We start from the raw sequence: 23,328 nt of genomic DNA on the forward strand, positions 1-23,328 counted from the left end.
GTACCCCAGAATTTAAGCTTGTACATAGGTCGGAATCGTGTGGCGTTTTCCGGCAGGTATGCATAAAATAAAAAGCATCTCCAGTGTTGATAGTGTAACCGATATTGTTTGTGGAAGAATGTTAATCAATTTATGTGTGGTGCTTTTGTGGAAAACGCTGCGCTATTCCACCCTACAAATGGTGCACCAGAACCTTGGCATTACGCATATGATTATAGCTCTTCTGTAATGCTGCAGGCAGGGCTGAGAAGTCACTATCCTGGAAATTACGTTCTTTAAACCAGTGCATGGTTTGAGTGGATAGCGCAAATAACTTATTTAATGACTGCTGTTTTGCTTTACTGTACAACTGCTCCAGTAATTGATTGCCACGCGCTGCTTTTTGGTACTCAGGGTGTACTGCAAGGCAGGCGATTAAACCAGCCTGTTGCTGCCCGATTTTATGCAAAGCTGTACAGCCGATAATCAGACCATCCCGGTCTATGACTATATAATCTTTAATATTAATTTCCAGGTGTTCTACCGAGCGTGCAATCAGGTAACCTTGTTGTATTAACGGCGTGATTAATTCGAGAATACCTGGAATATCGCTGATTCTAGCCGGGCGTATTATCTCAAATTCAGTCGAACTAATCAGCGTACCAATACCATCGCGACTAAACAACTCGATTAGTAAAGCGCCATCAACCTTCCTATTTAATATATGTACCCGATTAACCCCTGCCTGGCAGCCATAAATCGCTGATTTTAATGCACACTGGGCGCTGGCTGCAAGCTGTGTTTCATGCTCAATCAAGTGCCGGGTTTCAGCACTGGTCATTTGTGCAATAAGTTGACCGGTTTGTGTTGATATACAGCTTTGCTCGGTCATCAGTATCAGCTTTTCCGCTTGCAGGGCAACGGCAATTTCCGTGGCAAGTTGTTCGGCTGATAAATTGAACAGTTCCCCGCTGGGGGTATAGCCAATAGGTGAGACTAGCACTACATGCCCCAGGTCTAGCTGTTGATGTATTGCTGCGCTATCAATACGACGAACCTTGCCGGTATGTTGATAATCAATACCTTCCAGCACACCTAACGGTTGCGCAGTGACAAAATTTCCTGAGATAACCCGGACTCTGGCGCCAGACATCGGTGAATTGGCAAGGCCTAAAGAGAGTAGCGATTCGATTTCTACCCGAACCAGCCCGGCTGATTCTTTAACGCATTGCAGCGCGCTATTATTGGTGATGCGTAATTGTTGATGAAATTGCGATTGTTTGTTTTGTGCCTTTAGTCGCTGGTCTATTTGCGGACGAATACCATGCACTAACACCAGGCGTATGCCTAGGCTATTTAGTAAGGCAAAGTCATGGATAAGATTGTGTAAATTTTCATCCAGCATCGCTTCGCCACCAAAGTATATGACAAAGGTGCGATTACGATGGGCATGGATATACGGAGAGGACTCCCGAAACCAGTTAACAAAAGCGTCTGTGTTATGCATTTAGAGCACTAAAAAACCAATGTAGCTTGGGTTAGTTTTTTTTGCAAAGAAAAAAACGTAATCCGACAAGCGACTAGGGAGATGGGAGTACATATTTATCCAGATTTTTTTTGCCAGCAATCAAAAGACGGGGCAATAGCTTTAGCTATTACATTCCTGAAAATAGCTAAAGCTATTTCACTCCTGTAGTCTGTGCCATCATTAGTAGTAGCCATTTTGGATGAATATATTTCCCCTACTTCTCTTAGTTATCTGAAGTTTCCCAATTATTGAGTAGCTGAAATACACAATGCTGGTGTATCGAGGTTTATTTTAGGTGGTTTTGCCATGTTTATAGCAAACCCCTACTTAATTCCCCTTAGGCAATAGCATTTGAAACGAATGAAAAGACTATTTTTTCATATAGTTGTAGCATAGTTTCAATTTTACCATAAATAATTATTGGGAAACTTCAGATTATAGAATATAGGCCAGTAAGTGTAGTACAGTACTGAGTTGGAAAAATGAATAAACCTGAATTCGTATAATAAGTGCATAACCCTCTGCAAGTATTGGCTAGACTAACACCTGTTGAATTAAGACAAGACATAGGTGTAAAGTAAACAGCTACCAAACAACTTACAGAGGCTACAAATGAGCTATACACACCTATGTCCTGAAGAAAGATATTATATAGAAATTGAATTAAAAAAGGGAACTTCACAGAATAAAATAGCAGAAGCCTTAGAACGAAGCCAAAGCAATATTTCACGCGAGATTAAACGCAATACAGGTCAAAGAGGCTACAGGCATAAACAAGCAGAAGATTTTGCCCAAGAACGACACAAAAACAAGCCTAAAGAGGTTAAATTAACGGATGAAATAAAAGGCATTGTTAATGTTCGCATTGAGGATGACTGGAGTCCTGAGCAGATTGCAGGGCGGTTAAAACAAGAAGGTATAATTAGTCTTCATCATGAAACAATCTACCAGCATATTCTGGCGGACAAAAAGGCAGGGGGTGAACTATACAAGCACCTTCGGCATCAGAACAAAACCTATCGCAAGCGGTATGGGTCAGCCCATAATAGGACAGGAATCCCTAATAGAGTCGATATAGATGAGCGTCCTGAAGAGGTCAACAACCGTAAGCGTATAGGTGGTTGGGAGGCAGATACAATCATTGGGAAAAATCACAAAGGGGCGATTGTAACGTTGGATGAGCGAGTCTCTAAATTACGGTTGGCCTTCCCTTTAGCGGGGAAAAAGGCTCAATATGTATTAGACGCAACTATTTTAATGCTTGATCCTATAAAAAGCTTTGTTAAAACAATTACTTTTGATAACGGGAAAGAGTTTACCCTGCATGAAAAAATAGCAGAAGCACTAGGCTGTGATACGTATTTTGCGACTCCCTACAGCTCTTGGGAAAGAGGGCAAAATGAGAACGCTAATGGCTTATTAAGACAGTATTTCCCTAAAGTAATGGAGTTGATTGATGTTACGATAAAAGAGGTTTTTATAGCCGTTGATAAGCTAAATAGTCGCCCTAAAAAGTGTCTCAATTACAAAACACCTTATGAGGTATTTGAAGAGCTGACTGGGATAGATATGAAAAATTTATTGGGTTATGTACTTATGACATCAGTGTTTCCCATTGAAAGAAGAAGTACCTAAACAAAGCAGCCTATAACCTACCTGAAGGTAGCACCACTCGAATATTTCCATCTTTTTGATTTTAATCACTTATAACAGCAAATAGACACTCTGTAGGCACCGTAAAAAAACAACAAATAATTTCAAATAAAGCTTGCAATTGCCGAAAAAATTTTTCTAAAAATTTCCGTTTTAATCACCTCATAAACGGATATCACCCATGCTTAAAGACCTACCACTCTCTGAACATATTCACCAACACTGCAATGAAAGTATGGAACGTCCCTGTTAGCAGAGCGTCATCCTTTGTGGGCTCGTTCATGCCCAGAGTTGAAGGATATCGACTTTATTCGCCTTGGGTTATTACGCTGTATCAGTGTAGTCGATAGTGGTCGCCATTTCCTCCAAACCAATGAACAGATTTATGGCCAGCTGCTTCCCCACTCAACGTATTTTAAATCACTGAAGTCGCATAGACGAACAAGTATGCTTGAGGCATTTGAACAGCAGAGCTATCATCTTCACGCTGAAACACTGCTGTCGCAAGGCATTGATTATCTTAAAGCATTCCCGGAACTTGACGAATACACCATAGAAGCAGCGGATGGACATTTTATTGATCATGCCTGCCATACTGAAAAAAACAGCAAGGGGAAAGTTTATGCGGCTGGGGGGATTTACGCGTTGAATCTCAGAAGTGGGTTGCTCAGATTTCTTTGTCTGGTGACAAACGGAACTCAGAGGCATCAAGAAATACCTGTGTTACGAGATCATATTGAAAAGCAAAACAAGGGAAATAACAGCTCTCAGAAACATCTCTATGTCTACGATAAAGCCGTCACCGACTTTGTCTGGTGGGATCGGCAGAAACGACATGCTAATTACATGATTTCAATGCTAAAAGAAAATTCAATTGCGACTCTGGTTGAGTCTATCCCTTTTGACTCCCGCCATGAGATCAATACAGGGGTTGAAGCATACAGTGTGTACGAAAACAAGGGCATCAAATTTAACGTGGTGGATTACCGTGATCCAGAAACCGGAAAACTTCACCGGTTTGTGACAACCTTGCCAATGACTATTAACCCTGGAACCATTGCCATGCTGTATTTCAAGCGATGGACGATTGAAAAGACATTCAATAACACTAAAAGTAATTTCAAGGAAACTAAAGCTTGGTCTTCCAATACCCGCTCACTTGAAAATCAAATGCGCCTGACTGCAATGAGCTATAATTTAATGCGCGTGTTTGAAGAGAGTTCAAAAACACAACAGCCAGAATTGATTCATCCATCGGATAAAAAATATAGCGAGGCTCTGGAGATAAGGCAGCAACAGGCTCAAAAACGAGATCGTTTTGTGAATCCATTATTTTTCCAGGCAAGAATATCTCGTATCAGCTCGTATACCATTCGGGCAGTTCAAAACGCAATAATAACAGGAATGTCTTTACAGTGCTTTATGAGCTCTCTTGTGGCGAGGTTAGTTTCACGGCATCAATTGATAGGGGAACACTGATGACTTATGACTTGAATTCAGGCATAAATAATTATTGGGAAACTTCAGTTAGTTATCAGTCACAGCACCTAATGATGCTGAACTTACTAATTTAGCGTATTTCGCTAAAACGCCTCGTGTATATTTAGGTGCAGGTTGCTGCCATTTTTTCAGACGATCAGCAACTTCAGCATCTTCCAGATGTAAAGTAAGATTTTTACTTTCTGCATCAATGGTGATTTTGTCGCCATTTTCAATAATAGCTAAAGGGCCTCCCACATAGGCTTCCGGGGTGATATGCCCTACGACAAAGCCATGTGTGCCACCAGAAAAACGGCCGTCGGTGATCAGTGCAACATCTTTGCCCAGACCTTTACCCATAATGGCAGAAGTAGGCGAGAGCATCTCACGCATACCAGGCCCACCTTTGGGGCCTTCATAGCGAATAACAATCACATCACCTTGTACAATATCACCGTTCAGAATACCTTGCAGTGCCTGCTCTTCCGCATTATAAACTTTAGCAGTGCCGGTAAAATGCAGGCCTTCCTTGCCGGTGATTTTTGCAACTGAACCTTCGGTAGCCAGGTTGCCATGTAGGATCACTAAATGGCTGACTGGGATAGATATGAAAAATTTATTGGGTTATACTTCTCTTAGTTATCTGAAGTTTCCCAATTATTGAGTAGCTGAAATACACAATGCTGGTGTATCGAGGTTTATTTTAGGTGGTTTTGCCATGTTTATAGCAAACCCCTACTTAATTCCCCTTAGGCAATAGCATTTGAAACGAATGAAAAGACTATTTTTTCATATAGTTGTAGCATAGTTTCAATTTTACCATAAATAATTATTGGGAAACTTCAGATTATAGAATATAGGCCAGTAAGTGTAGTACAGTACTGAGTTGGAAAAATGAATAAACCTGAATTCGTATAATAAGTGCATAACCCTCTGCAAGTATTGGCTAGACTAACACCTGTTGAATTAAGACAAGACATAGGTGTAAAGTAAACAGCTACCAAACAACTTTACAGAGGCTACAAATGAGCTATACACACCTATGTCCTGAAGAAAGATATTATATAGAAATTGAATTAAAAAAGGGAACTTCACAGAATAAAATAGCAGAAGCCTTAGAACGAAGCCAAAGCAATATTTCACGCGAGATTAAACGCAATACAGGTCAAAGAGGCTACAGGCATAAACAAGCAGAAGATTTTGCCCAAGAACGACACAAAAACAAGCCTAAAGAGGTTAAATTAACGGATGAAATAAAAGGCATTGTTAATGTTCGCATTGAGGATGACTGGAGTCCTGAGCAGATTGCAGGGCGGTTAAAACAAGAAGGTATAATTAGTCTTCATCATGAAACAATCTACCAGCATATTCTGGCGGACAAAAAGGCAGGGGGTGAACTATACAAGCACCTTCGGCATCAGAACAAAACCTATCGCAAGCGGTATGGGTCAGCCCATAATAGGACAGGAATCCCTAATAGAGTCGATATAGATGAGCGTCCTGAAGAGGTCAACAACCGTAAGCGTATAGGTGGTTGGGAGGCAGATACAATCATTGGGAAAAATCACAAAGGGGCGATTGTAACGTTGGATGAGCGAGTCTCTAAATTACGGTTGGCCTTCCCTTTAGCGGGGAAAAAGGCTCAATATGTATTAGACGCAACTATTTTAATGCTTGATCCTATAAAAAGCTTTGTTAAAACAATTACTTTTGATAACGGGAAAGAGTTTACCCTGCATGAAAAAATAGCAGAAGCACTAGGCTGTGATACGTATTTTGCGACTCCCTACAGCTCTTGGGAAAGAGGGCAAAATGAGAACGCTAATGGCTTATTAAGACAGTATTTCCCTAAAGTAATGGAGTTGATTGATGTTACGATAAAAGAGGTTTTTATAGCCGTTGATAAGCTAAATAGTCGCCCTAAAAAGTGTCTCAATTACAAAACACCTTATGAGGTATTTGAAGAGCTGACTGGGATAGATATGAAAAATTTATTGGGTTATGTACTTATGACTTGAATTCAGGCATAAATAATTATTGGGAAACTTCAGTTAGTTATCAGTCACAGCACCTAATGATGCTGAACTTACTAATTTAGCGTATTTCGCTAAAACGCCTCGTGTATATTTAGGTGCAGGTTGCTGCCATTTTTTCAGACGATCAGCAACTTCAGCATCTTCCAGATGTAAAGTAAGATTTTTACTTTCTGCATCAATGGTGATTTTGTCGCCATTTTCAATAATAGCTAAAGGGCCTCCCACATAGGCTTCCGGGGTGATATGCCCTACGACAAAGCCATGTGTGCCACCAGAAAAACGGCCGTCGGTGATCAGTGCAACATCTTTGCCCAGACCTTTACCCATAATGGCAGAAGTAGGCGAGAGCATCTCACGCATACCAGGCCCACCTTTGGGGCCTTCATAGCGAATAACAATCACATCACCTTGTACAATATCACCGTTCAGAATACCTTGCAGTGCCTGCTCTTCCGCATTATAAACTTTAGCAGTGCCGGTAAAATGCAGGCCTTCCTTGCCGGTGATTTTTGCAACTGAACCTTCGGTAGCCAGGTTGCCATGTAGGATCACTAAATGGCTATCTTTTTTAATCGGCTTATCTAAAGGCAAAATCATATCCTGATCGATAGGATAAGGTGCTACATTAGCTAGATTTTCAGCCAGAGTCTGGCCTGTAACTGTAAGGCATTCGCCATGTAATAAGCCACGATCGAGCAAGATTTTCATCAACGGTTGAATACCACCAATTTCAATGAGTTCTGCCATTTGATAGCGACCGCTGGGTTTCAAGTCTGCAACCATAGGTACATGAGCACCTATGCGGGTGAAATCACTTAGCTGGATATCGACGTTAGCAGCATTGGCCATCGCCAGTATATGTAACACGGCATTTGTTGACCCACCGAGTGCAATAATCACGGTAATCGCATTTTCAAATGCTTTTTTATCCATAATGTCGCTAGGTTTAATATCTTTTTTAAGCAGTTCCAAGGCTGCGGCACCTGCGCGTTCGCAATCGATACGTTTTTCATCCGAGATAGCGGCTTGCGCTGAACTTCCGGGTAAGCTCATACCCAGTGCCTCAATGGCTGATGCCATAGTGTTGGCTGTGTACATCCCGCCACAAGAACCCGCACCAGGAATCGCTTTTTCTTCAATAGCAGCTAGTTCAGCATCATCAATCTGGTTATTTGCTCGTGCCCCCACCGCTTCAAATACTGAAACTACATCCAGTTTTTTTTCTTTGTGACAGCCAGGTAAAATTGTCCCACCATAAACAAAGATAGCAGGGCGGTTTAGGCGTGAAATAGCAATCATACAGCCCGGCATGTTTTTATCACAACCGCCGATAGCAACAATGCCATCAAAACCCTGGCAGCCAGTGACTGTTTCAATGGAGTCAGCAATGACTTCACGCGAAACCAGTGAGTACTTCATGCCCTCGGTACCCATGGAGATACCATCGGAAATTGTAATGGTATTAAAAATAATCGCTTTACCATTCGCATCATTAACACCGCGTGCGGTATCATCTGCCAGCTTGTTGATATGCATATTACACGGTGTGACCATGCTCCATGTTGAAGCTATGCCTATTTGCGGTTTGGTGAAATCTTCATTACTAAAACCTACAGCATGCAACATGGCGCGACTAGGCGCGCGTTCCATGCCGTCGACTACTTTGGATGAAAAGGTGCGGGTGTTGTTATCATTTGCCATCTGAATTGAGCCGTCTGCTTGATGAGTTAATAAAATAGTGTCATGCCAGTGCTGGTAATACAATGATTGCGTTAGCCGTGTGACTGGATAATAAGGGGGCTATAACCTTTAAAACGTATCCCAGTTACCATGTGATTTACGTTGCCAGCTAATTTTAGGGATTAGCAGGCCAAAAAAGATACCTAGAAATGACAGGATACCCCCATATAAAAACCAGTCCTGGCTAGTGCTGTCTTCCAATGCCTGTTTTTCTCTTTTGAGTTGCTGCAATTCGCGCTCAACATTAACGACACGCTCTTGTAATTCATTGCGCTGACGCTTTAGCTGTATGGCATTGGATGCGGTCTGGCGTAAGTCATTCAAATCGGTGCTGAGTTGATCGCGCTCTTTGATCAGCTCGCTATTGTTGGAAGCCGTGCTATTATTATTTTGCTGTAGCTCTGCTAGAGTTGCTTTCATTTGCTGGTTTTCTGCCTGTAGCAATTTCAGTTGCTGATTGGCTTTGTTTAAGTACCAGCGACTAATTGGCTGGTCTTGAATGAAGCGTGTATGTAGGTAACCGACAACTCCGGCACTGGTTTTAACTTTACTGTAGCCAGTCGCTTTATTTTGTTCCAGCAGGGTAAGCTTAGTGCCACTGGGAAGCATTTGGATGATTTTATGACTATTGCTTTCACCGCTACGTAAAGTGAATTTCATACTGTCAGTCACATAGACAGTCTTTGCAAAAGCGCTATTACAACTTAGCACTGACAACATAAGATAAAAAAAATATTTCACAAATAGTTCCTGGAATTAAATACGGCAATTATACTCTGTCTTTGCAAAGCACTGGTTAGTTTACGAACTTATGTACACATAAGCAATTCTAATAGCGCTTTTTGCGCATGCAGGCGGTTTTCAGCTTCATCGTAAATAACACTCTGTTGTCCATCGATAACTTCTGCAGCAACTTCTTCGCCACGATGCGCAGGTAAGCAATGCATAAATAAGGCATTTGCATTCGCGTTGTCCATAACTTCCTGAGTCACCTGATAATCTTTAAAAGCTTGCTCACGCAATTGCTGTTCATGTTCCTGCCCCATACTTGCCCAGACATCGGTGGCAATTAAATCAGCACCGTTAGCGGCTTGCTTTGCTGAACTAAAGAGTTGTACGCGACTGCCTGCAGAATTCACTATATCTGCATCAGGCAAGTAACCATTCGGGCTGGCAATCTGTAAATTAAAATCCAGTTGGATCGCTGCATTAATATAGGAATGGCACATATTATTACCATCACCAATCCAGGTCACTGTCTTGCCCTGTATGTCACCGCGATGTTCAAAGTAAGTCTGCATATCAGCGAGTAGCTGACAGGGGTGTAATAAATCCGTCAGGCCGTTAATGACCGGAACACTGGAATATTTTGCAAATTCAGTGACTGTTGCATGATCATTGGTGCGCAACATAATCGCATCAACCATGCTGGAAATGACCTTGGCGCTGTCTTTGATGGGCTCGCCGCGACCTAGCTGAGTATCTCGTGGAGATAAAAAGATCGCGCTACCACCAAAATTAGTCATACCTGCTTCGAATGAAATGCGTGTACGCGTGGATGATTTTTCAAATATCATTCCCAGCACTTGGCCTTTTAAGGGCTGAAAGTCAGGGTGACGCGTATTTTTTAGTTCGATGGCACGCTGAATTAAGGTGCGAATCTCAGCGCTAGTCAGATCAAGCAAGCTGATAAAGTGTCTGGGACTGTTCATTGGTTTGTTATTATTTTGTATAGCTATTAATCAGACCGGATAAAGTCTCGATCAGTAAAGCAATCTGTGCATCGTTAATGATTAGCGGCGGCAGTAAACGTATGCTGCTTGCACCAGTTACATTAATTAGCAAGCCGGCATCCAGGGCTAAGCCGACTAATTCAGTACAAGGCATATCTAGTTCTATACCGATCATCATGCCTTTATTGCGGATGTTTTTAATATGCGTATTATTTTTTAGTTGTGTGCTAAATGCCTGGTGAATTGCATTGCCTTTAGTCTCTGCTTGCTGACAAAGTTGTTCGGCTTCAATCGTCTCCAGCACAGCCAGTGCAGCACTACAGGCTAAAGGATTACCGCCATAGGTTGAGCCATGCTTGCCTGCGGTTAATAACTTGCTAGCTTTGCCTTTTGCCATACAGGCGCCTATAGGTACGCCGTTACCTAGTGCTTTAGCTAAAGTACAGACATCGGGAATAATATGATTATGCTGAAAAGCAAACCAGGCACCTGTTCTGGCAATCCCAGTCTGTACTTCATCCAGCATCATTATTAAATCGTGGCTGTCACATAAGTCACGAATCTTATTCAGATAATCCGATGCGGGAATATTAACGCCGCCTTCACCTTGTATGGGTTCAACTAGAATGGCAACGATATTATTATGCTCAGCCAGCGCTGATTTAAGCGCAGGAATATCGTTATAGGCAACATGGATAAAGCCATCAAGCAATGGGGCAAAGCCGTCCTGTACTTTCGGGTTACCTGTCGCAGACAAGGTGGCCATGGTACGCCCATGAAAACTTTGCTGCATTACAATAATTGCCGGGTTAGCAATATTTGTCTGATGTCCATACAAGCGCGCTATTTTTATTGCCGCTTCATTTGCTTCAGCGCCAGAATTACCGAAGAAGACATTATCCATACCACTGAGTTGACAGAGCTTAGTTGCTAGTTGTTCCTGTAGAGGGATATTGTATAGATTGGAAGTATGCAGCAGTTGCTGGCTTTGTGTGCTGATCGCTGTATGTATCGCAGGATGGGCGTGACCTAAACTACAGACTGCGATGCCTGAAAGAGCATCTAAATAGCGTTTATCGTGCTTATCCCAGAGCCATGCGCCTTCACCCCGGGTGAAAGTGACATCAAGCCGCCCGTAAGTGGGCATAATATGACTGGTCATAATGGTCTTGTCTTTAAAACTAGCAAAAAGAATCTAAAACTGAAGTTTCCCAATAATTATTTATGGTAAAATTGAAACTATGCTACAACTATATGAAAAAGATAGTCTTTTCATTCGTTTCAAATGCTATTGCCTAAGGGGAATTAAGTAGGGGTTTGCTATAAACATGGCAAAACCACCTAAAATAAACCTCGATACACCAGCATTGTGTATTTCAGCTACTCAATAATTGGGAAACTTCAGTCTAAAACTCCTGCTAGTATTTTGCAAAAAGGGCTGATTATAGTTTTGTTAATTTTAATGAGCAAGCGATAATTGTTTGATAGTGATACTTTTGTTGTGTGATAAATCCTGATAAAATCACTAGGTTTTTATTTTTTGAGTAAATATTATGGATGCAGTAGAGAGAATTAAAGATCAATTAGGCAGTCATTCTGTTGTTTTATACATGAAAGGCTCACCTGATTTTCCTCAGTGTGGCTTTTCAGGGCAGGTGATTCAGGCGATGCAGGCTTGTCGTGCAAAATTTATGTATATCAATATTTTTGAAGATCAGGAAGTCCGTGAGGCTTTAAAAGAATATTCGCAATGGCCAACTTATCCGCAGCTTTATATTAATGGCGAGTTAATAGGCGGCTGTGATATTGTAATGGATTTATATAATAAAGGTGAATTACAGCAAAAGCTTGCTGCTGTGGACTGCGTTGCAGAATAATTGCAACGATAGCGCCTTTTGCACAACGGTTTATGTAAAACTTGTATAAACCTTGATCAAATACAAAACTCCGTGCGCTGATGGCCTCGCGGAGTTTTTGTGCTTAAATCTGGAAACCGGGAACAACTGACTATTCAGCTTAAAAACAATCGCCATATTCAATAATCTGAAGTTTCCCAATAATTATTTATGGTAAAATTGAAACTATGCTACAACTATATGAAAAAAATAGTCTTTTCATTCGTTTCAAATGCTATTGCCTAAGGGGAATTAAGTAGGGGTTTGCTATAAACATGGCAAAACCACCTAAAATAAACCTCGATACACCAGCATTGTGTATTTCAGCTACTCAATAATTGGGAAACTTCAGTTCATAATATACCGCGATGGTAAAAAATCGTGCCACACTTGCCCATACCCGGCTGGCATGAATAGAACCAGGCGCGCCATGCTACCTCACGAAATTCCGGGACTCCTGTCGCCATAATTCGTTCACCTACGCAGCGGATGGGAGATGCCCTGAACGCCCTGCGTCCGCAACGACTACGCACAAAAGCCGCTTCGTCATTACTACCTCACTGGCTGGACGGCTATTCGGAATGCAATTCTTGCTCCTCTCGCGTGCTGCTAGCACACGTCGAATCAGCGAATTGCCCTGTCGCCTATCAGGGACTAAAAATCACCACTTCGCTAAGCTCCGTTTCCATGATTTTCAGCGAGCGCCACACTGAAATTGTCCACCAGAATAAGGGTAAAGCCAGAATAACCAGTATGGTTAGCCAGCTTGCAATGGTGTAGGTGCCGCTATCAACACGATAATCCGCATAATACAAAGCAGCATTAAGCATAATAAAAAAGGGAAAAATACCGCCGCTAAAGGCAATTTTCCTAGCCAGGCAGATTGTAAATACATATAGATATTGGCTCGCCTGGTTTCTGCAGTACTCATCGGCGCAGGTTCATTAGCCCTGTGTGTCAGCGTCAACATATAAATAGTGTAGGCAGTTATCAATAAGATCACGCCAGTTTCTATAGGACTGATAAAGGATGTAAAGGCGAAAAAAGCCGTTAAGGAATTAATAAACATGATTGCTTTCTGTATAGGTTTTTATGATGGATATTTAGTACAGCTTGCTGCAATGCATTGATAATATGACTGCCTTGACTTCTAATAGTTGCATTGTACAAGTCTGATCGGGATTACTTACTTTAGGATTGAGGCTTAAATAGACCCCTAAGCCTGTAGGGTGCGCTAAGGCACGAAGCGCACTTTAAAAATATATAGTTTTGGATATTAATAAATCCTGGTTCTTTTTGCTTTATTATTAGCGTTAGATACGGTTGCTGTACTAGTCTTATCTAATGTATGCTAATCTAGCTTTTTTTCAATCAGAAGGTTAGTTTAATGGACGTGCGTATTAAATGGGTAGAGGGCATGATGTTTCTGGGGGAATCAGAAAGTGGTCATGCTGTTGTGCTGGATGGGCCGCCTGAAATAGGCGGAAAGAATATGGGCATCCGTCCCATGGAAATGCTGCTGATAGGCATGGGTAGTTGTACGTCTATCGATGTGATGCAAATTCTGCAAAAAGGCAGACAGAATATTACTGATTGTGTCGCCGAAATTTCAGCCGAACGGGTGGACACCATCCCTAAGGTGTTTAGTAAAATTCATGTGCATTTTGTGATCACAGGTAAAGACTTAAAAGAAGCGGTGGTTGCACGTGCCATAAAACTTTCAGCCGAGAAATACTGCTCAGCATCCATTATGCTGGAAAAAGCAGTTGAAATTAGCCATGATTTTGAAGTCATAGAAGCTTAAATAAATTGTAGGGCGTGGCTTTAGCACGCCTTATAAATGCCAACTTGGCGAACTAAGGCCAATCCTACACGAAGGAGCTATTATGCCATTAATAAAACTCAGAACTAATGTTAGTGTCACAGACGAAAAAAAACCGGAATTACTCAGCGAATTATCACAATTACTCGCAAGTGAAACAGGCAAGCCCGAACGTTATGTGATGGTGGAAATTGCAGAGGACAGGAACATGCTCTTTGGAGGTAGCTCTGACCCCTTAGCCTACGTAGAATGTAAGAGTATAGGGCTCTCTATGATTCAGGCTAAATCTCTGTCAAAGTCAATTAGTCAGGTGTTAGACTCTCGGATGCAGATTAATGCAGACCGCGTTTATATAGAATTCAGTAATTGCCCAGCAGAATTTTGGGGCTGGAATGGCTCTACTTTTGGTTAGGGGCTGGCCTATCCAGTGTGAATTTACTATATGTCATTACTCCCTTTTTACTATTTCTAATGACCAATGAAAAAACTATTGAATAAAAGTTTTATCACCAATTTTCTTGCGGCAATGCTCATTGTCGCAGGATACTATACACCTGTTTATAGCGAGCTGATTAAAGCCATCGGTTTTTTTGCCTTATCCGGTGCATTGACTAACTGGATAGCGATTCATATGCTATTTGAAAAAGTGCCTTTATTATATGGCTCAGGCATTATTCCTAATCGCTTTGAGGAATTTAAAGACTCCATTAAAGAGTTGATGATGCAGCAGTTTTTTACGCTGGAAAATATCGAGCAATTTATTGAAACTGAAGAGCAGGAAGGCGAGGAAATATTGAATCTTGAACCGTTGCTGGCAGTGGTTGATTATGACCGAATTTTTGAGGGCTTAATCGCGTCGATAATGGAATCATCGTTTGGAGCCATGCTACAGATGATGGGTGGGGAAGAAGCACTGATTCCGTTAAAAGAGCCGTTTACCGAAAAAATGCGCGTAACTCTAACCGAGATGGTTGAATCAGACCGATTTAAGTCTGCACTAAAACAAGGCTTAAATGCGCATCATATAGGCGAAGATATTATAGGCAAAATTGAAACTGTGATTGATAAGCGACTAGCTGAATTAACCCCTCAGATAGTTAAAGAAATGGTACAGGAAATTATCCGCGAGCATTTAGGCTGGTTAGTGGTCTGGGGCGGTTTTTTTGGCGGTTTAATGGGGGCTGCTTTTTTCTTCATTTGATAGGTTGAGAGCCATCCATGGCCCGGTATCAATCTAAGTGTGAGAAGGCGTTTATTCAAACTCCCCCCATGGCACGTTTGATAAATCACAGGGAATCTGTGAGGTATAGAGTACGCCATTCGCTTTGACCCGTGGTCCGCGATAATTGCATCGATGCGAAATCTTAACTGAGATTGTCGAACAAAATTGAGACTGAGCCGCTTGCAATGAACTAAATCCACTCATTCGCTGTCAGCCCCGGACGGGCTGATAGTCTCCAGAAGGCGCAGGGAAATTTGCCAATCCGAAGTGCGCGATAGCGCGCGAGGGAGGCCAAAATTTTATCCCGAATAGCCGTAGAGCCATTTGTGGTAGCCATGACTGAGCTGCTTTGTGCTCAGTCTGTGGCGGACGCAGGGCGGCTGGAGCATCTCCTATTCGCTGCGTAGGTGAACGAATTACGGCGACAGGAGTCCCGGAATTTCGTGAGGTAGCATGGCGCGCCTGTTCCATATACCAGACAACATAATCTTGAGCCTCAACTTTGGGTTCTCTAATAATCACATTTGCTGAGCCGCCAGATGCTCCTACTGTATAGCCGGTATTTTCGATGAGCGTTAGAGTGACTGTTTCACTACCTTCAACTTCAGTATCAGAAATGGGTGTTACTGTGCCAACTTTTGTACTCTGACCAGCAGCAAAAGTAGCAGAACTACCTAATGATTTATAGTCAACGCCAGACGTTGCAGAGCCGCTTATTGCAAAATTAACCGTAAGCGCTACACTTAAATCTCCAGTACGAGTCAGGGTGAATTTACCTGTATCTCCGTCTTCACTGGCTTTTGCATCTGTGGCAGCCACGCTTATTTCAGGTAATGTCTGAACTGCATCAACACTTTGTAAAGTTTCAACCGTATCTGATATTCCGTTTTTGTCAGTGACAGTAAAACTGATAATATATATATCTTTCTGACTATCGCTGAAAATCATGGAAACGGAGCTTAGCGAAGTGGTGATTTTTAGTCCCTGAAAGGCGACAGGGCAATTCGCTGATTCGACGTGTGCTAGCAGCACGCGAGAGGAGCAAGAATTGCATTCCGAATAGTCGTCCAGCCAGTGAGGTAGTAATGACGAAGCGGCTTTTGTGCGTAGTCGTTGCGGACGCAGGGCGTTCAGGGCATCTCCCATCCGCTGCGTAGGTGAACGAATTATGGCGACAGGAGTCCCGGAATTTCGTGAAGTAGCATGGCGCGCCTGACGTGTGTGTAGCCTTAAAATTATGAGAATCGCTGTTATCATTCGTGCTGCTTTTACCATCACCCCAGTCTATGCTTACACTATAGGGTGTTTGCCCACCTGAAACCTGAAATCTCCAGGTTTCTGCTTCTGCAACTTTAAGAGTAGCAGGGGGCTCTTCGGTAAATTCTGCATTAAGCACATCTATTGCACTCTTAACTAATACTGTAGCCGACTTAGAGTGGAAATGCGTATCAAAAGGGGGTTCAGTTCCTGAGACTGTAAGCTTTATTGTATACTCTAAAGTGTAGTTGTGTTTTTTTAAGGGTATTGCAATATAATCTCCCGAATTTCTCTACTAGTAATGCACTATAACTAGAGAGACAGTAATTTTATATTCAGCAATAGTGGCTGAAGGGAACATTGGCCAAAAGGCATATTGTTCTGAGTCTTATCATTTCCTTATTATCTATACGCTTATTATTGCGATCGCTGAAAATCCTGGAAACGGAGCTTTAGCGAAGTGAAGATTTTTAGTCCGCGATAGCCGTAGGGCCGTTATTTTGTCGGAGTCTGAGCGTTAGCGAAGGTGGAGACAAAATAAAAGGCCATCCGACACGGCGTCAAGTCATTTGGAGCCTATGTTCCGACCCCTTGTTGGGTCGGGACGAGGTGACGAGGACGAATCGGGGCCGCCGGAGGCATAAGTGGTCGCGTTAAGTTTTTGCTGCTTGCTTGGGCTGGGATGCCAAAAACAAGCTTTCGCAAAAATAGCGACTCCCCGAATTTCAACCGAGTATTTTGCTTATGTATTGACGCAGAGATTTTTTAGGGCTGTGATATTGATATTTTTAGGGGGGATATCCGAATAATTACTTGAGCTGCGGAGGTGAATTTATTTCTGTAGCTCTTTAAGCTCCTGCAACTCTGACTGAAAGAAATGTAAGCGGTCTTCCAGTATGGCGGATAGGTAGAAATTAAGCCCCTTATCATTCTGGGCTAACTTAATTTGCATAATGGCTGCATCTGTCTGCCCCAGAGCATAAAAGTATTCCGCCATATAGCGGTGCAAATTGACATTTTCACCCAGATTGCCATAGGCTCGGGCAAGCAATAAATTATACCTGGGGTGCTGCTGATAACGATAGTCGATCAACCTGAGCAACTGCAGTGCAAGCTTGGGCTGGTTCGAGTTTAATAAAATGGAGATGTATTCAAACTGGTATTCTGCATTTTCGGGATATAGTTGTTGTAATTGCAGATAACGCTGCTTTGCTGTTTCAAAGTCCTGTTGATTTATGGCAACTTGAGCTAAAGCGGTCAGGTATTCTCTTTGTTTTGGATAACGCCGGTTGAGGCTGAGAAAGATTTTCTTTGCATCGCTGAATTGTTGTTTTTTTATAAATGTGAGTCCTAACCCATACTGCATGGCTACACGCTGATCAGCTGTGCCCTGGTTAATTTTACTTTTAAAATAGACGACTAAGTCATTAAGTTTAGTATTCTCAGAGCCAATACGCAGCTTCGCCCTTATCAGCCGATAATCCTGTGAATCGGGAACCTGGCGATACGGGTATTTTTCGGCACGGCCACGCGTATCTGCAATACGTGACGAAGTAACCGGGTGAGTTCTTAAAAATTCAGGTGCCCCCTGTCCATAATAACGACTTGCATTTTGTAGTCTTTCAAAAAAAGCAGGCATGCTGAGTGGATCAAATCCAGCGAGTTCCAACGTTTTTATACCGATTCTATCAGCTTCTTGCTCGTTATCTCTGGTGAAGTCAATTTGCATTTGCAAACTACCTGCCTGTATGGCAGATAATGCGCCTAAGCCCACTTCGGGGGCCTGGGTTGCGACAATAATAGCGGCAAGCATTGCGGCAAGTGCTGGCAATGACATACGGCTGCTAGCTTCATAGGAACGGTATATATGCCGTTGAGTAACGTGGGCAATCTCATGCGCCATCACTGAAGCAAGTTCACTTTCAGACTCGCTGCTTAAAATCAGCCCTGAATTAATACCTATATACCCACCAGGGCCGGCAAAAGCGTTGATATCATCCGACAGCACGACAAAGAAGTAAAAGTTATGTGTCGGGTTGTCGCTATTAGACACCAATGTTTGTCCAATACTCTGAATATATTGCTGTACATCTGGGTCATAACTGATTTTTAATTGTGAGCGTATATTACGAAAGAAAGCATCGCCTAATGCTTTTTCCTGTGCTGGGGAAATCAGCGTTCCTGTCGAATCGCCCATATCCGGCAGTTGTATCTTATTAACTGCATATAGATCCCTGCTTAATAAACTGAGTATAAGCAGCATATAAAACAATGGATTCCTGGTAAGCTTCATCAAATGTTATACTTTGGTTAATCTACAGTAGAGGTTATTTATCTGTTCAATCAATAGGCCATAAATCAGTGTATTGTACTGAATGTTGGTCTATCTTTCTTATTTCTTGACTATTACGAATGAAATACTCAATCCAGGTTAATGCCAGCCCTTATCAGTCTAATAGTGGCGAAACGGCGTATCAATTTATTAAAAGTGCCTTAGATATGGGGCATGAAATCATACGCGTATTCTTTTATCAGGAGGGGATTTATCATGCATTCAGGTATGCGACCCCACCCGATGATGAAGTGCAGTTTGTCACCCGCTGGAGCACATTAGCGCGTGACTATGATTTAGATCTGGTCGTGTGTATTTCGGCTGCCCAGCGACGGGGTTTGCTAGAAACAAATGAAGCCAGGCGGCAAGGAAAAAAAGATAATGATGTTGCAGATGGCTTTCGTATTGCTGGCTTGGGGTTATGGGTTGAAGCTATGCTGGAAGCTGACCGGTTTATCGAGTTCGGTTAATATCAGCGTAGGGCGTGAACTTATGAACCTGCTAAATGGCGAGCTAAAGCCACGCCCTACAGATGGTATAGTGATTCGGGTTCTGGATCTTATGGGATTTCATGGTAGCGGACTGAAGTCCGCTCTACCAAGCTAAAATTATTTTGCATTATTATGCATATCGATGGTAGCCGTTTCTATATTTCTATCCGTCTGTGCCGTATCGTTACGTAAGGCTTCGATGTGCTGTAAATAGCTCTCATCAATATCACCTGTAACATACTGATGATCAAAGCAAGAGGTATCAAAGTGCTTAATATCCGTATTTCCTTTATGTACTGCGTCAATTAAGTCTTCCAGGTCCTGATAAATCATTTTATCCGCGCCTATAGCAGTGCCGATTTCTGCTTCAGTGCGGTTATGAGCAATCAGTTCATGTGCTGCCGGCATATCAATGCCATAAACATTAGGGTAACGCACAGCAGGTGCCGCTGATGCAAAATATACTTTTTTTGCGCCTTTATCCCGCGCCATCTGAATGATTTGTTCCGAAGTTGTACCACGTACTATGGAATCATCGACTAATAAGACATTTTTACCTTCAAACTCCAGGCCTATGGCATTGAGTTTCTGGCGCACTGATTTCTTGCGCATTTGCTGGCCCGGCATAATAAATGTCCGACCTATATAGCGGTTTTTAATAAAGCCTTCACGGAATTTCACGCCTAGTGTATGCGCCATTTGCAGGGCAGACGTCCTGCTGGTATCAGGAATGGGGATAATCACATCGATATCGTGATCAGGCCATTCACGTAGGATTTTCTCGGCTAATTTATCGCCCATACGCAAGCGCGCTTTGTAGACAGAGATATTATCGATAATAGAATCCGGGCGGGCAAAGTAAACGTATTCAAAAATGCACGGACAATGATCACTAAGCTCCGAGCATTGTTGCGTATGCAATTTCCCAGACTCTTCTATATAGACCGCTTCGCCGGGGTCTATATCACGGACTAGTTCAAATCCTAGTGCATCCAGGGCAACACTTTCTGAAGCAATCATAAATTCTGAGCCTTGCTCTGATTTACGTTCGCCAAAGACAATAGGGCGGATACCGTGTGGATCCCGAAAGCCTATAATGCCGATATTAGGAATCATGATGACTACGGCATAAGCGCCTTTACAGCGTCTGTGTACGCCTTCAACAGCTTTAAAAAGATCATTTTTATTAAGTTCTAATTTACCCAGTTGTTGTAATTCATGGGCAAAGATATTGAGCAGCACTTCAGAATCAGAATTGGTATTGAGGTGGCGCTGGTCTTCAATAAATAGCTCTTTCTTTAGCTGTTCGGTATTGGTCAGATTACCGTTATGCGCCAGGGTAATGCCAAACGGCGAGTTGACATAAAAGGGCTGAGCTTCGGATGAGCTAGAGCAACCAGCAGTAGGGTAGCGTGCGTGTGCAATGCCCATATTACCCTTTAGCTTGACCATCTGCTCGGTAGTAAACACATCTCGGGTGAGTCCGTTGTCTTTGCGTAAATGTAAACGTCCGTTTTCACATGTCACAATGCCTGCCGCATCCTGTCCCCTGTGCTGTAACACTGTGAGTGCGTCATACAGGTCCTGATTTACATTTTGAAGGGAAACAATCCCGGCAATACCACACATGTTTTCTTCCTGTATCTAAGTTATTGGAAATTTAAATAGTCTGCAATACCATCGGGTATATGCGTTTTTAACCAGACTGCCATTACTTGAAAATGCGGTAGTAGCTGTGATTCTTGCCACCAGGAACTTTCAGGGATGGGCGTTAAGCCAGCTAGCATGACTAATAGAATAATGATAATCATGCCACGGCCAACTCCAAAAATCAGCCCTGCCAGACGGTCAGTACCGGTTAGTCCGGTTTTCTTAATCAGTGCCCCGAGTAGCTTGTTGATTAATGCGCCAACGATTAAAGTCAGAACAAACAACAGTATAAACGCCGTAAAGATTCTGGCATTAGTATCGCTAATGGAGCTTTCTAAAAAAGTGGCAAACGGCAGGCAAAAGTTAAAGCCTACCCAGCCTGCTACTCCCCAGGTAACCAGGGCAAATGCTTCACGGATCAGTCCTCTGAAAAGGCCGATGATCAGCGAGATACTGATTAAGCCGATAATGGCATAGTCGATCCAGATCATTATTTTCTCTATTCAGAAACCAGAAGAGTTTTTACTTTATACTGTGCTTCAAGCTGCTTTTGGGTTTGCCGCGCACGTTTTTCATCCAGTTCGGGGCCTACACGCAGGCGATATAAAATGCCTTGTCCGGTAGTCACTGAATCTACATAGGCAGTGAAGTTATTTTTTCGCAACTTATCCCGGAACTCCAGGGCGTTCTGTTCCTGGCTAAAGCTGCCTACCTGAATAGTCCAGCTTTTAAGCGAAGTCTCATTAACAGCTTGCTGAATGTTTTTAGATTGTAGATCAACTTGCACGGGGGCGGGCCTGGACAAGACTTGAACCGGTGTCTTAGGAATATCATCCAGTAATGGCTGCAGATCTTCAGCAGGTTCCTGTGGCAAGGATAACTCATTAGTAAAATTATCAACGCCAGATACTGGATCATCAAATAACATGGGCACGAAAACAGCTGCGAAGGCAGTGATAACAATCACGCCTACGATTCTTTGTTTTAATATCTCGTTCATACTATTGTCCTTGTGGGTTGCTAAAGAGTGTCAAATATTCGGAAACCAGAAAAAAAGATCCAAAAATTAAAATAATGCCCTGATCGGCCAGTGCTTTAGTTTCAGCGGCTGAATAGGCGGCAAGAAAATCGCTAAAGTCCAAGCTGACCTGGCCAATATTACATTGCACAAATGCTTGTTGCAGTTCGGTCTGCAGAAAGATTCTGGGATTGTCTAAAGGAGAAATATACCAGTGTTTGATAAATGGTTGCATAAGACCGATAACCCCTGTGAGATCTTTATCATTCATCATGGTAAAAATAGCATGCACTGGCATTTGCAGAAACTCCGCCTGTAAATGGTCAATTAAGGCCTGAGCAGCTTGTGGATTATGGCTTACATCCAGTAACACTGATGGCTGAGATTGAATAAGTTGAAAGCGACCCTGTAGGTTGACACTACGTAACCCTTGCTTAATAGCCTGTTCGCTAACTGCTAGTTTATCTTGTAAAGTATTGATGGCAGTTAGCACAGAAGATGCATTTCTATACTGATGTTCACCTTTTAAATGCGGGACTGGTAAATTGCATAATTGGCTGTTTCCGTATTGCCAGTCCCAGCCAGTACAGCAGCTATTTTGGTTTGGTGGATTGGGTCTCTCATCAGCTACTGATTTAAAAGATGGGTTATAGTTATCTTTTGATTCGTCTAGAATATCTGCTGCACTAGATGCATGTTGGTGATAAGTAAATTCCTCGCCTAAGCGTAACAGCTGGGCATTAACTTTCTCAGCACAGTCTATTAAAGTATTTGGGGGGTCGATATCGCCAGTAATAGCGACAGTATCGGGGCGAAAAATACCGGCTTTTTCATACGCAATGGCTTCGCGAGTCTCACCCAGCCAGGCAGTATGGTCTATGGAAATGCTGGTGACAATAGTTGCATCAGGGTCGATGATATTGACTGCATCCAGACGGCCACCCAGACCCACTTCAAGTAACTGTATATCCAGGTTTGAGCGGGAAAAAATATCTAAGGCAGCTAGGGTCCCAAACTCAAAATAGCTTAAGGATATATTATCCCGCACCGCTTCTATGCGTTCAAAAGCAGCGCAAATCTGTGCGTCACTCACTGGTACGGCATTAATTTTAATGCGCTCGTTATAATGAATAATATGTGGTGAGGTATAAGCCCCCACTTTATAGCCCTGAGCTAAATATATAGCTTCCAGAAATGCAATGCTGGAGCCTTTGCCATTGGTTCCTGCAACCGTAATGGTTAGCGGTTTTGTGGGTGCTGGATTATGCAGGGCATTAAATACCCGGGTTACTCTGTCCAGACCCAGATCAATACTTTGTGGATGCAGGCTTTCTTGCCACGCCAGCCAGCCCTTCAGAGTTTCAAAATGCATAATAAAAAAAGCTTATCAAACAGAGTAAGTTTTATGTTTTGCACACTATAAGCATTTCTTGCTAATGATGCATCTTTACGCCTGGAATCTCTTATTTATCTGCTATGCACAGATAGGGTGA

At 42.5% G+C, this 23,328-nt stretch carries 23 protein-coding genes and 1 pseudogene; 9 read left to right on the forward strand and 15 right to left on the reverse strand.

Features of this window, described 5'->3' with window-relative positions; genetic code table 11:
- Positions 1 to 172: 172 nt before the first annotated feature.
- Positions 173 to 1,486, reverse strand: a complete 1,314-nt coding sequence (gene argA, locus K6984_RS02550) for an amino-acid N-acetyltransferase (protein WP_221894027.1) — start codon at positions 1,484 to 1,486, stop codon at positions 173 to 175.
- Between the two features lie 633 nt (positions 1,487 to 2,119).
- Between argA and K6984_RS02555 the strand changes: the two genes are divergently transcribed.
- Positions 2,120 to 3,142 carry an IS30 family transposase gene (locus K6984_RS02555; protein ID WP_230987825.1) on the forward strand — a complete coding sequence of 341 codons (1,023 nt, stop codon included), beginning with the start codon at positions 2,120 to 2,122 and terminating at the stop codon, positions 3,140 to 3,142.
- Positions 3,143 to 3,427: 285 nt separating this feature from the next.
- Positions 3,428 to 4,639 (forward strand): transposase, encoded by a 1,212-nt coding sequence (locus K6984_RS02560; RefSeq protein ID WP_221894028.1) that lies wholly within the window; start codon positions 3,428 to 3,430, stop codon positions 4,637 to 4,639.
- Positions 4,640 to 4,687: 48 nt separating this feature from the next.
- Here K6984_RS02560 and K6984_RS02565 read toward each other — a convergent pair.
- Positions 4,688 to 5,233: pseudogene (locus K6984_RS02565) on the reverse strand (dihydroxy-acid dehydratase); the annotation flags it as partial.
- A gap of 431 nt (positions 5,234 to 5,664) precedes the next feature.
- Between K6984_RS02565 and K6984_RS02570 the strand changes: the two are divergent.
- Positions 5,665 to 6,657 carry an IS30 family transposase gene (locus tag K6984_RS02570; protein WP_221893843.1) on the forward strand — a complete coding sequence of 331 codons (993 nt, stop codon included), beginning with the start codon at positions 5,665 to 5,667 and terminating at the stop codon, positions 6,655 to 6,657.
- A 33-nt stretch (positions 6,658 to 6,690) separates the two neighbouring features.
- On the opposite strand, the gene ilvD is transcribed toward K6984_RS02570, so the two are convergent.
- The 4 genes from ilvD to K6984_RS02590 form a co-directional block, all read right to left on the reverse strand.
- On the reverse strand, positions 6,691 to 8,376 hold the full coding sequence (ilvD, locus tag K6984_RS02575; protein WP_221894145.1) for a dihydroxy-acid dehydratase: 1,686 nt from the start codon (positions 8,374 to 8,376) through the stop codon (positions 6,691 to 6,693).
- A 108-nt stretch (positions 8,377 to 8,484) separates the two neighbouring features.
- The gene (locus K6984_RS02580; protein ID WP_221894146.1) at positions 8,485 to 9,135 is read right to left on the reverse strand and encodes a TIGR04211 family SH3 domain-containing protein; all 651 of its coding nucleotides are present in this window, start codon (positions 9,133 to 9,135) and stop codon (positions 8,485 to 8,487) included.
- Between the two features lie 89 nt (positions 9,136 to 9,224).
- On the reverse strand, positions 9,225 to 10,127 hold the full coding sequence (gene argF, locus K6984_RS02585) for an ornithine carbamoyltransferase (RefSeq protein WP_221894029.1): 903 nt from the start codon (positions 10,125 to 10,127) through the stop codon (positions 9,225 to 9,227).
- 10 nt (positions 10,128 to 10,137) lie between these two features.
- Positions 10,138 to 11,310, reverse strand: a complete 1,173-nt coding sequence (locus K6984_RS02590; RefSeq protein ID WP_221894030.1) for an aspartate aminotransferase family protein — start codon at positions 11,308 to 11,310, stop codon at positions 10,138 to 10,140.
- A 391-nt stretch (positions 11,311 to 11,701) separates the two neighbouring features.
- Here K6984_RS02590 and grxD point away from each other — a divergent pair, with 391 nt between their 5' ends.
- On the forward strand, positions 11,702 to 12,025 hold the full coding sequence (grxD, locus tag K6984_RS02595) for a Grx4 family monothiol glutaredoxin (RefSeq protein ID WP_221894031.1): 324 nt from the start codon (positions 11,702 to 11,704) through the stop codon (positions 12,023 to 12,025).
- A 371-nt stretch (positions 12,026 to 12,396) separates the two neighbouring features.
- Here the strand turns inward: grxD and K6984_RS02600 are convergent, their stop codons facing one another.
- Positions 12,397 to 12,576, reverse strand: a complete 180-nt coding sequence (locus K6984_RS02600) for a hypothetical protein (RefSeq protein ID WP_221894032.1) — start codon at positions 12,574 to 12,576, stop codon at positions 12,397 to 12,399.
- Between K6984_RS02600 and K6984_RS02605 the strand changes: the two genes are divergently transcribed.
- Entirely contained in the window at positions 12,533 to 12,823 is a 291-nt protein-coding gene (locus K6984_RS02605) for a hypothetical protein (protein ID WP_221894033.1), read from the forward strand. The genes K6984_RS02600 and K6984_RS02605 overlap by 44 nt on opposite strands.
- On the opposite strand, the gene K6984_RS02610 is transcribed toward K6984_RS02605, so the two are convergent.
- A complete protein-coding gene (locus K6984_RS02610; protein ID WP_221894034.1) occupies positions 12,801 to 13,112 on the reverse strand; it encodes a hypothetical protein in 312 nt (103 codons plus the stop codon). The genes K6984_RS02605 and K6984_RS02610 overlap by 23 nt on opposite strands.
- Positions 13,113 to 13,430: 318 nt before the next feature.
- Here K6984_RS02610 and K6984_RS02615 point away from each other — a divergent pair, with 318 nt between their 5' ends.
- The 3 genes from K6984_RS02615 to K6984_RS02625 all read left to right on the forward strand — a co-directional run bounded on the left by K6984_RS02615 (position 13,431) and on the right by K6984_RS02625 (position 15,066).
- Positions 13,431 to 13,847 carry an OsmC family protein gene (locus tag K6984_RS02615; protein ID WP_221894035.1) on the forward strand — a complete coding sequence of 139 codons (417 nt, stop codon included), beginning with the start codon at positions 13,431 to 13,433 and terminating at the stop codon, positions 13,845 to 13,847.
- Positions 13,848 to 13,929: 82 nt separating this feature from the next.
- The gene (locus K6984_RS02620; RefSeq protein WP_221894036.1) at positions 13,930 to 14,277 is read left to right on the forward strand and encodes a phenylpyruvate tautomerase MIF-related protein; all 348 of its coding nucleotides are present in this window, start codon (positions 13,930 to 13,932) and stop codon (positions 14,275 to 14,277) included.
- 66 nt (positions 14,278 to 14,343) lie between these two features.
- Positions 14,344 to 15,066: a DUF445 family protein gene (locus K6984_RS02625; protein ID WP_221894037.1), complete on the forward strand. Its 723-nt coding sequence runs from the start codon at positions 14,344 to 14,346 to the stop codon at positions 15,064 to 15,066.
- A gap of 231 nt (positions 15,067 to 15,297) precedes the next feature.
- Here the strand turns inward: K6984_RS02625 and K6984_RS02630 are convergent, their stop codons facing one another.
- The 3 genes from K6984_RS02630 to K6984_RS02635 form a co-directional block, all read right to left on the reverse strand.
- Complete coding sequence (locus K6984_RS02630) at positions 15,298 to 16,233, reverse strand: Calx-beta domain-containing protein (protein WP_221894038.1); 936 nt, start codon at positions 16,231 to 16,233, stop codon at positions 15,298 to 15,300.
- A gap of 687 nt (positions 16,234 to 16,920) precedes the next feature.
- Positions 16,921 to 17,049, reverse strand: coding sequence for a hypothetical protein (locus tag K6984_RS32300; RefSeq protein WP_263458628.1), 129 nt, complete (start codon positions 17,047 to 17,049; stop codon positions 16,921 to 16,923).
- Positions 17,050 to 17,176: 127 nt separating this feature from the next.
- A complete protein-coding gene (locus K6984_RS02635) occupies positions 17,177 to 18,637 on the reverse strand; it encodes a M48 family metalloprotease (protein ID WP_221894147.1) in 1,461 nt (486 codons plus the stop codon).
- 119 nt (positions 18,638 to 18,756) lie between these two features.
- On the opposite strand from K6984_RS02635, the gene tusD reads away from it, so the two are divergent.
- Positions 18,757 to 19,146, forward strand: coding sequence for a sulfurtransferase complex subunit TusD (tusD, locus tag K6984_RS02640; protein ID WP_221894039.1), 390 nt, complete (start codon positions 18,757 to 18,759; stop codon positions 19,144 to 19,146).
- 138 nt (positions 19,147 to 19,284) lie between these two features.
- Here the strand turns inward: tusD and purF are convergent, their stop codons facing one another.
- Genes purF through folC form a run of 4 tightly spaced genes read right to left on the reverse strand, consistent with a single transcriptional unit; the run spans position 19,285 to position 23,207 of the window.
- Positions 19,285 to 20,796 carry an amidophosphoribosyltransferase gene (gene purF / locus K6984_RS02645; protein WP_221894040.1) on the reverse strand — a complete coding sequence of 504 codons (1,512 nt, stop codon included), beginning with the start codon at positions 20,794 to 20,796 and terminating at the stop codon, positions 19,285 to 19,287.
- 20 nt (positions 20,797 to 20,816) lie between these two features.
- Positions 20,817 to 21,308, reverse strand: a complete 492-nt coding sequence (locus tag K6984_RS02650; RefSeq protein ID WP_221894041.1) for a CvpA family protein — start codon at positions 21,306 to 21,308, stop codon at positions 20,817 to 20,819.
- An 8-nt stretch (positions 21,309 to 21,316) separates the two neighbouring features.
- Positions 21,317 to 21,817 (reverse strand): SPOR domain-containing protein, encoded by a 501-nt coding sequence (locus K6984_RS02655; protein WP_221894042.1) that lies wholly within the window; start codon positions 21,815 to 21,817, stop codon positions 21,317 to 21,319.
- Position 21,818: 1 nt separating this feature from the next.
- Complete coding sequence (gene folC, locus K6984_RS02660; protein ID WP_420831631.1) at positions 21,819 to 23,207, reverse strand: bifunctional tetrahydrofolate synthase/dihydrofolate synthase; 1,389 nt, start codon at positions 23,205 to 23,207, stop codon at positions 21,819 to 21,821.
- Positions 23,208 to 23,328: the final 121 nt, after the last annotated feature.

The sequence above is a fragment of the Bathymodiolus japonicus methanotrophic gill symbiont genome (assembly GCF_019721995.1).
Classification (GTDB): Bacteria; Pseudomonadota; Gammaproteobacteria; order Methylococcales; family Methylomonadaceae; genus Methyloprofundus.

Bases quoted from the DNA above. Each gene is read 5' to 3' on its own strand.
- argA (WP_221894027.1), bottom strand. From the start codon at position 1,486: ATGCATAACACAGACGCTTTTGTTAACTGGTTTCGGGAGTCCTCTCCG.
- K6984_RS02555 (WP_230987825.1), top strand. From the start codon at position 2,120: ATGAGCTATACACACCTATGTCCTGAAGAAAGATATTATATAGAAATT.
- K6984_RS02570 (WP_221893843.1), top strand. From the start codon at position 5,665: ATGAGCTATACACACCTATGTCCTGAAGAAAGATATTATATAGAAATT.
- ilvD (WP_221894145.1), bottom strand. From the start codon at position 8,376: ATGGCAAATGATAACAACACCCGCACCTTTTCATCCAAAGTAGTCGAC.
- K6984_RS02580 (WP_221894146.1), bottom strand. From the start codon at position 9,135: ATGTTGTCAGTGCTAAGTTGTAATAGCGCTTTTGCAAAGACTGTCTAT.
- argF (WP_221894029.1), bottom strand. From the start codon at position 10,127: ATGAACAGTCCCAGACACTTTATCAGCTTGCTTGATCTGACTAGCGCT.
- K6984_RS02590 (WP_221894030.1), bottom strand. From the start codon at position 11,310: ATGACCAGTCATATTATGCCCACTTACGGGCGGCTTGATGTCACTTTC.
- grxD (WP_221894031.1), top strand. From the start codon at position 11,702: ATGGATGCAGTAGAGAGAATTAAAGATCAATTAGGCAGTCATTCTGTT.
- K6984_RS02605 (WP_221894033.1), top strand. From the start codon at position 12,533: ATGGGAGATGCCCTGAACGCCCTGCGTCCGCAACGACTACGCACAAAA.
- K6984_RS02610 (WP_221894034.1), bottom strand. From the start codon at position 13,112: ATGTTTATTAATTCCTTAACGGCTTTTTTCGCCTTTACATCCTTTATC.
- K6984_RS02615 (WP_221894035.1), top strand. From the start codon at position 13,431: ATGGACGTGCGTATTAAATGGGTAGAGGGCATGATGTTTCTGGGGGAA.
- K6984_RS02620 (WP_221894036.1), top strand. From the start codon at position 13,930: ATGCCATTAATAAAACTCAGAACTAATGTTAGTGTCACAGACGAAAAA.
- K6984_RS02625 (WP_221894037.1), top strand. From the start codon at position 14,344: ATGAAAAAACTATTGAATAAAAGTTTTATCACCAATTTTCTTGCGGCA.
- K6984_RS02630 (WP_221894038.1), bottom strand. From the start codon at position 16,233: ATGGGAGATGCCCTGAACGCCCTGCGTCCGCAACGACTACGCACAAAA.
- K6984_RS02635 (WP_221894147.1), bottom strand. From the start codon at position 18,637: ATGAAGCTTACCAGGAATCCATTGTTTTATATGCTGCTTATACTCAGT.
- tusD (WP_221894039.1), top strand. From the start codon at position 18,757: ATGAAATACTCAATCCAGGTTAATGCCAGCCCTTATCAGTCTAATAGT.
- purF (WP_221894040.1), bottom strand. From the start codon at position 20,796: ATGTGTGGTATTGCCGGGATTGTTTCCCTTCAAAATGTAAATCAGGAC.
- K6984_RS02650 (WP_221894041.1), bottom strand. From the start codon at position 21,308: ATGATCTGGATCGACTATGCCATTATCGGCTTAATCAGTATCTCGCTG.
- K6984_RS02655 (WP_221894042.1), bottom strand. From the start codon at position 21,817: ATGAACGAGATATTAAAACAAAGAATCGTAGGCGTGATTGTTATCACT.
- folC (WP_420831631.1), bottom strand. From the start codon at position 23,207: ATGCATTTTGAAACTCTGAAGGGCTGGCTGGCGTGGCAAGAAAGCCTG.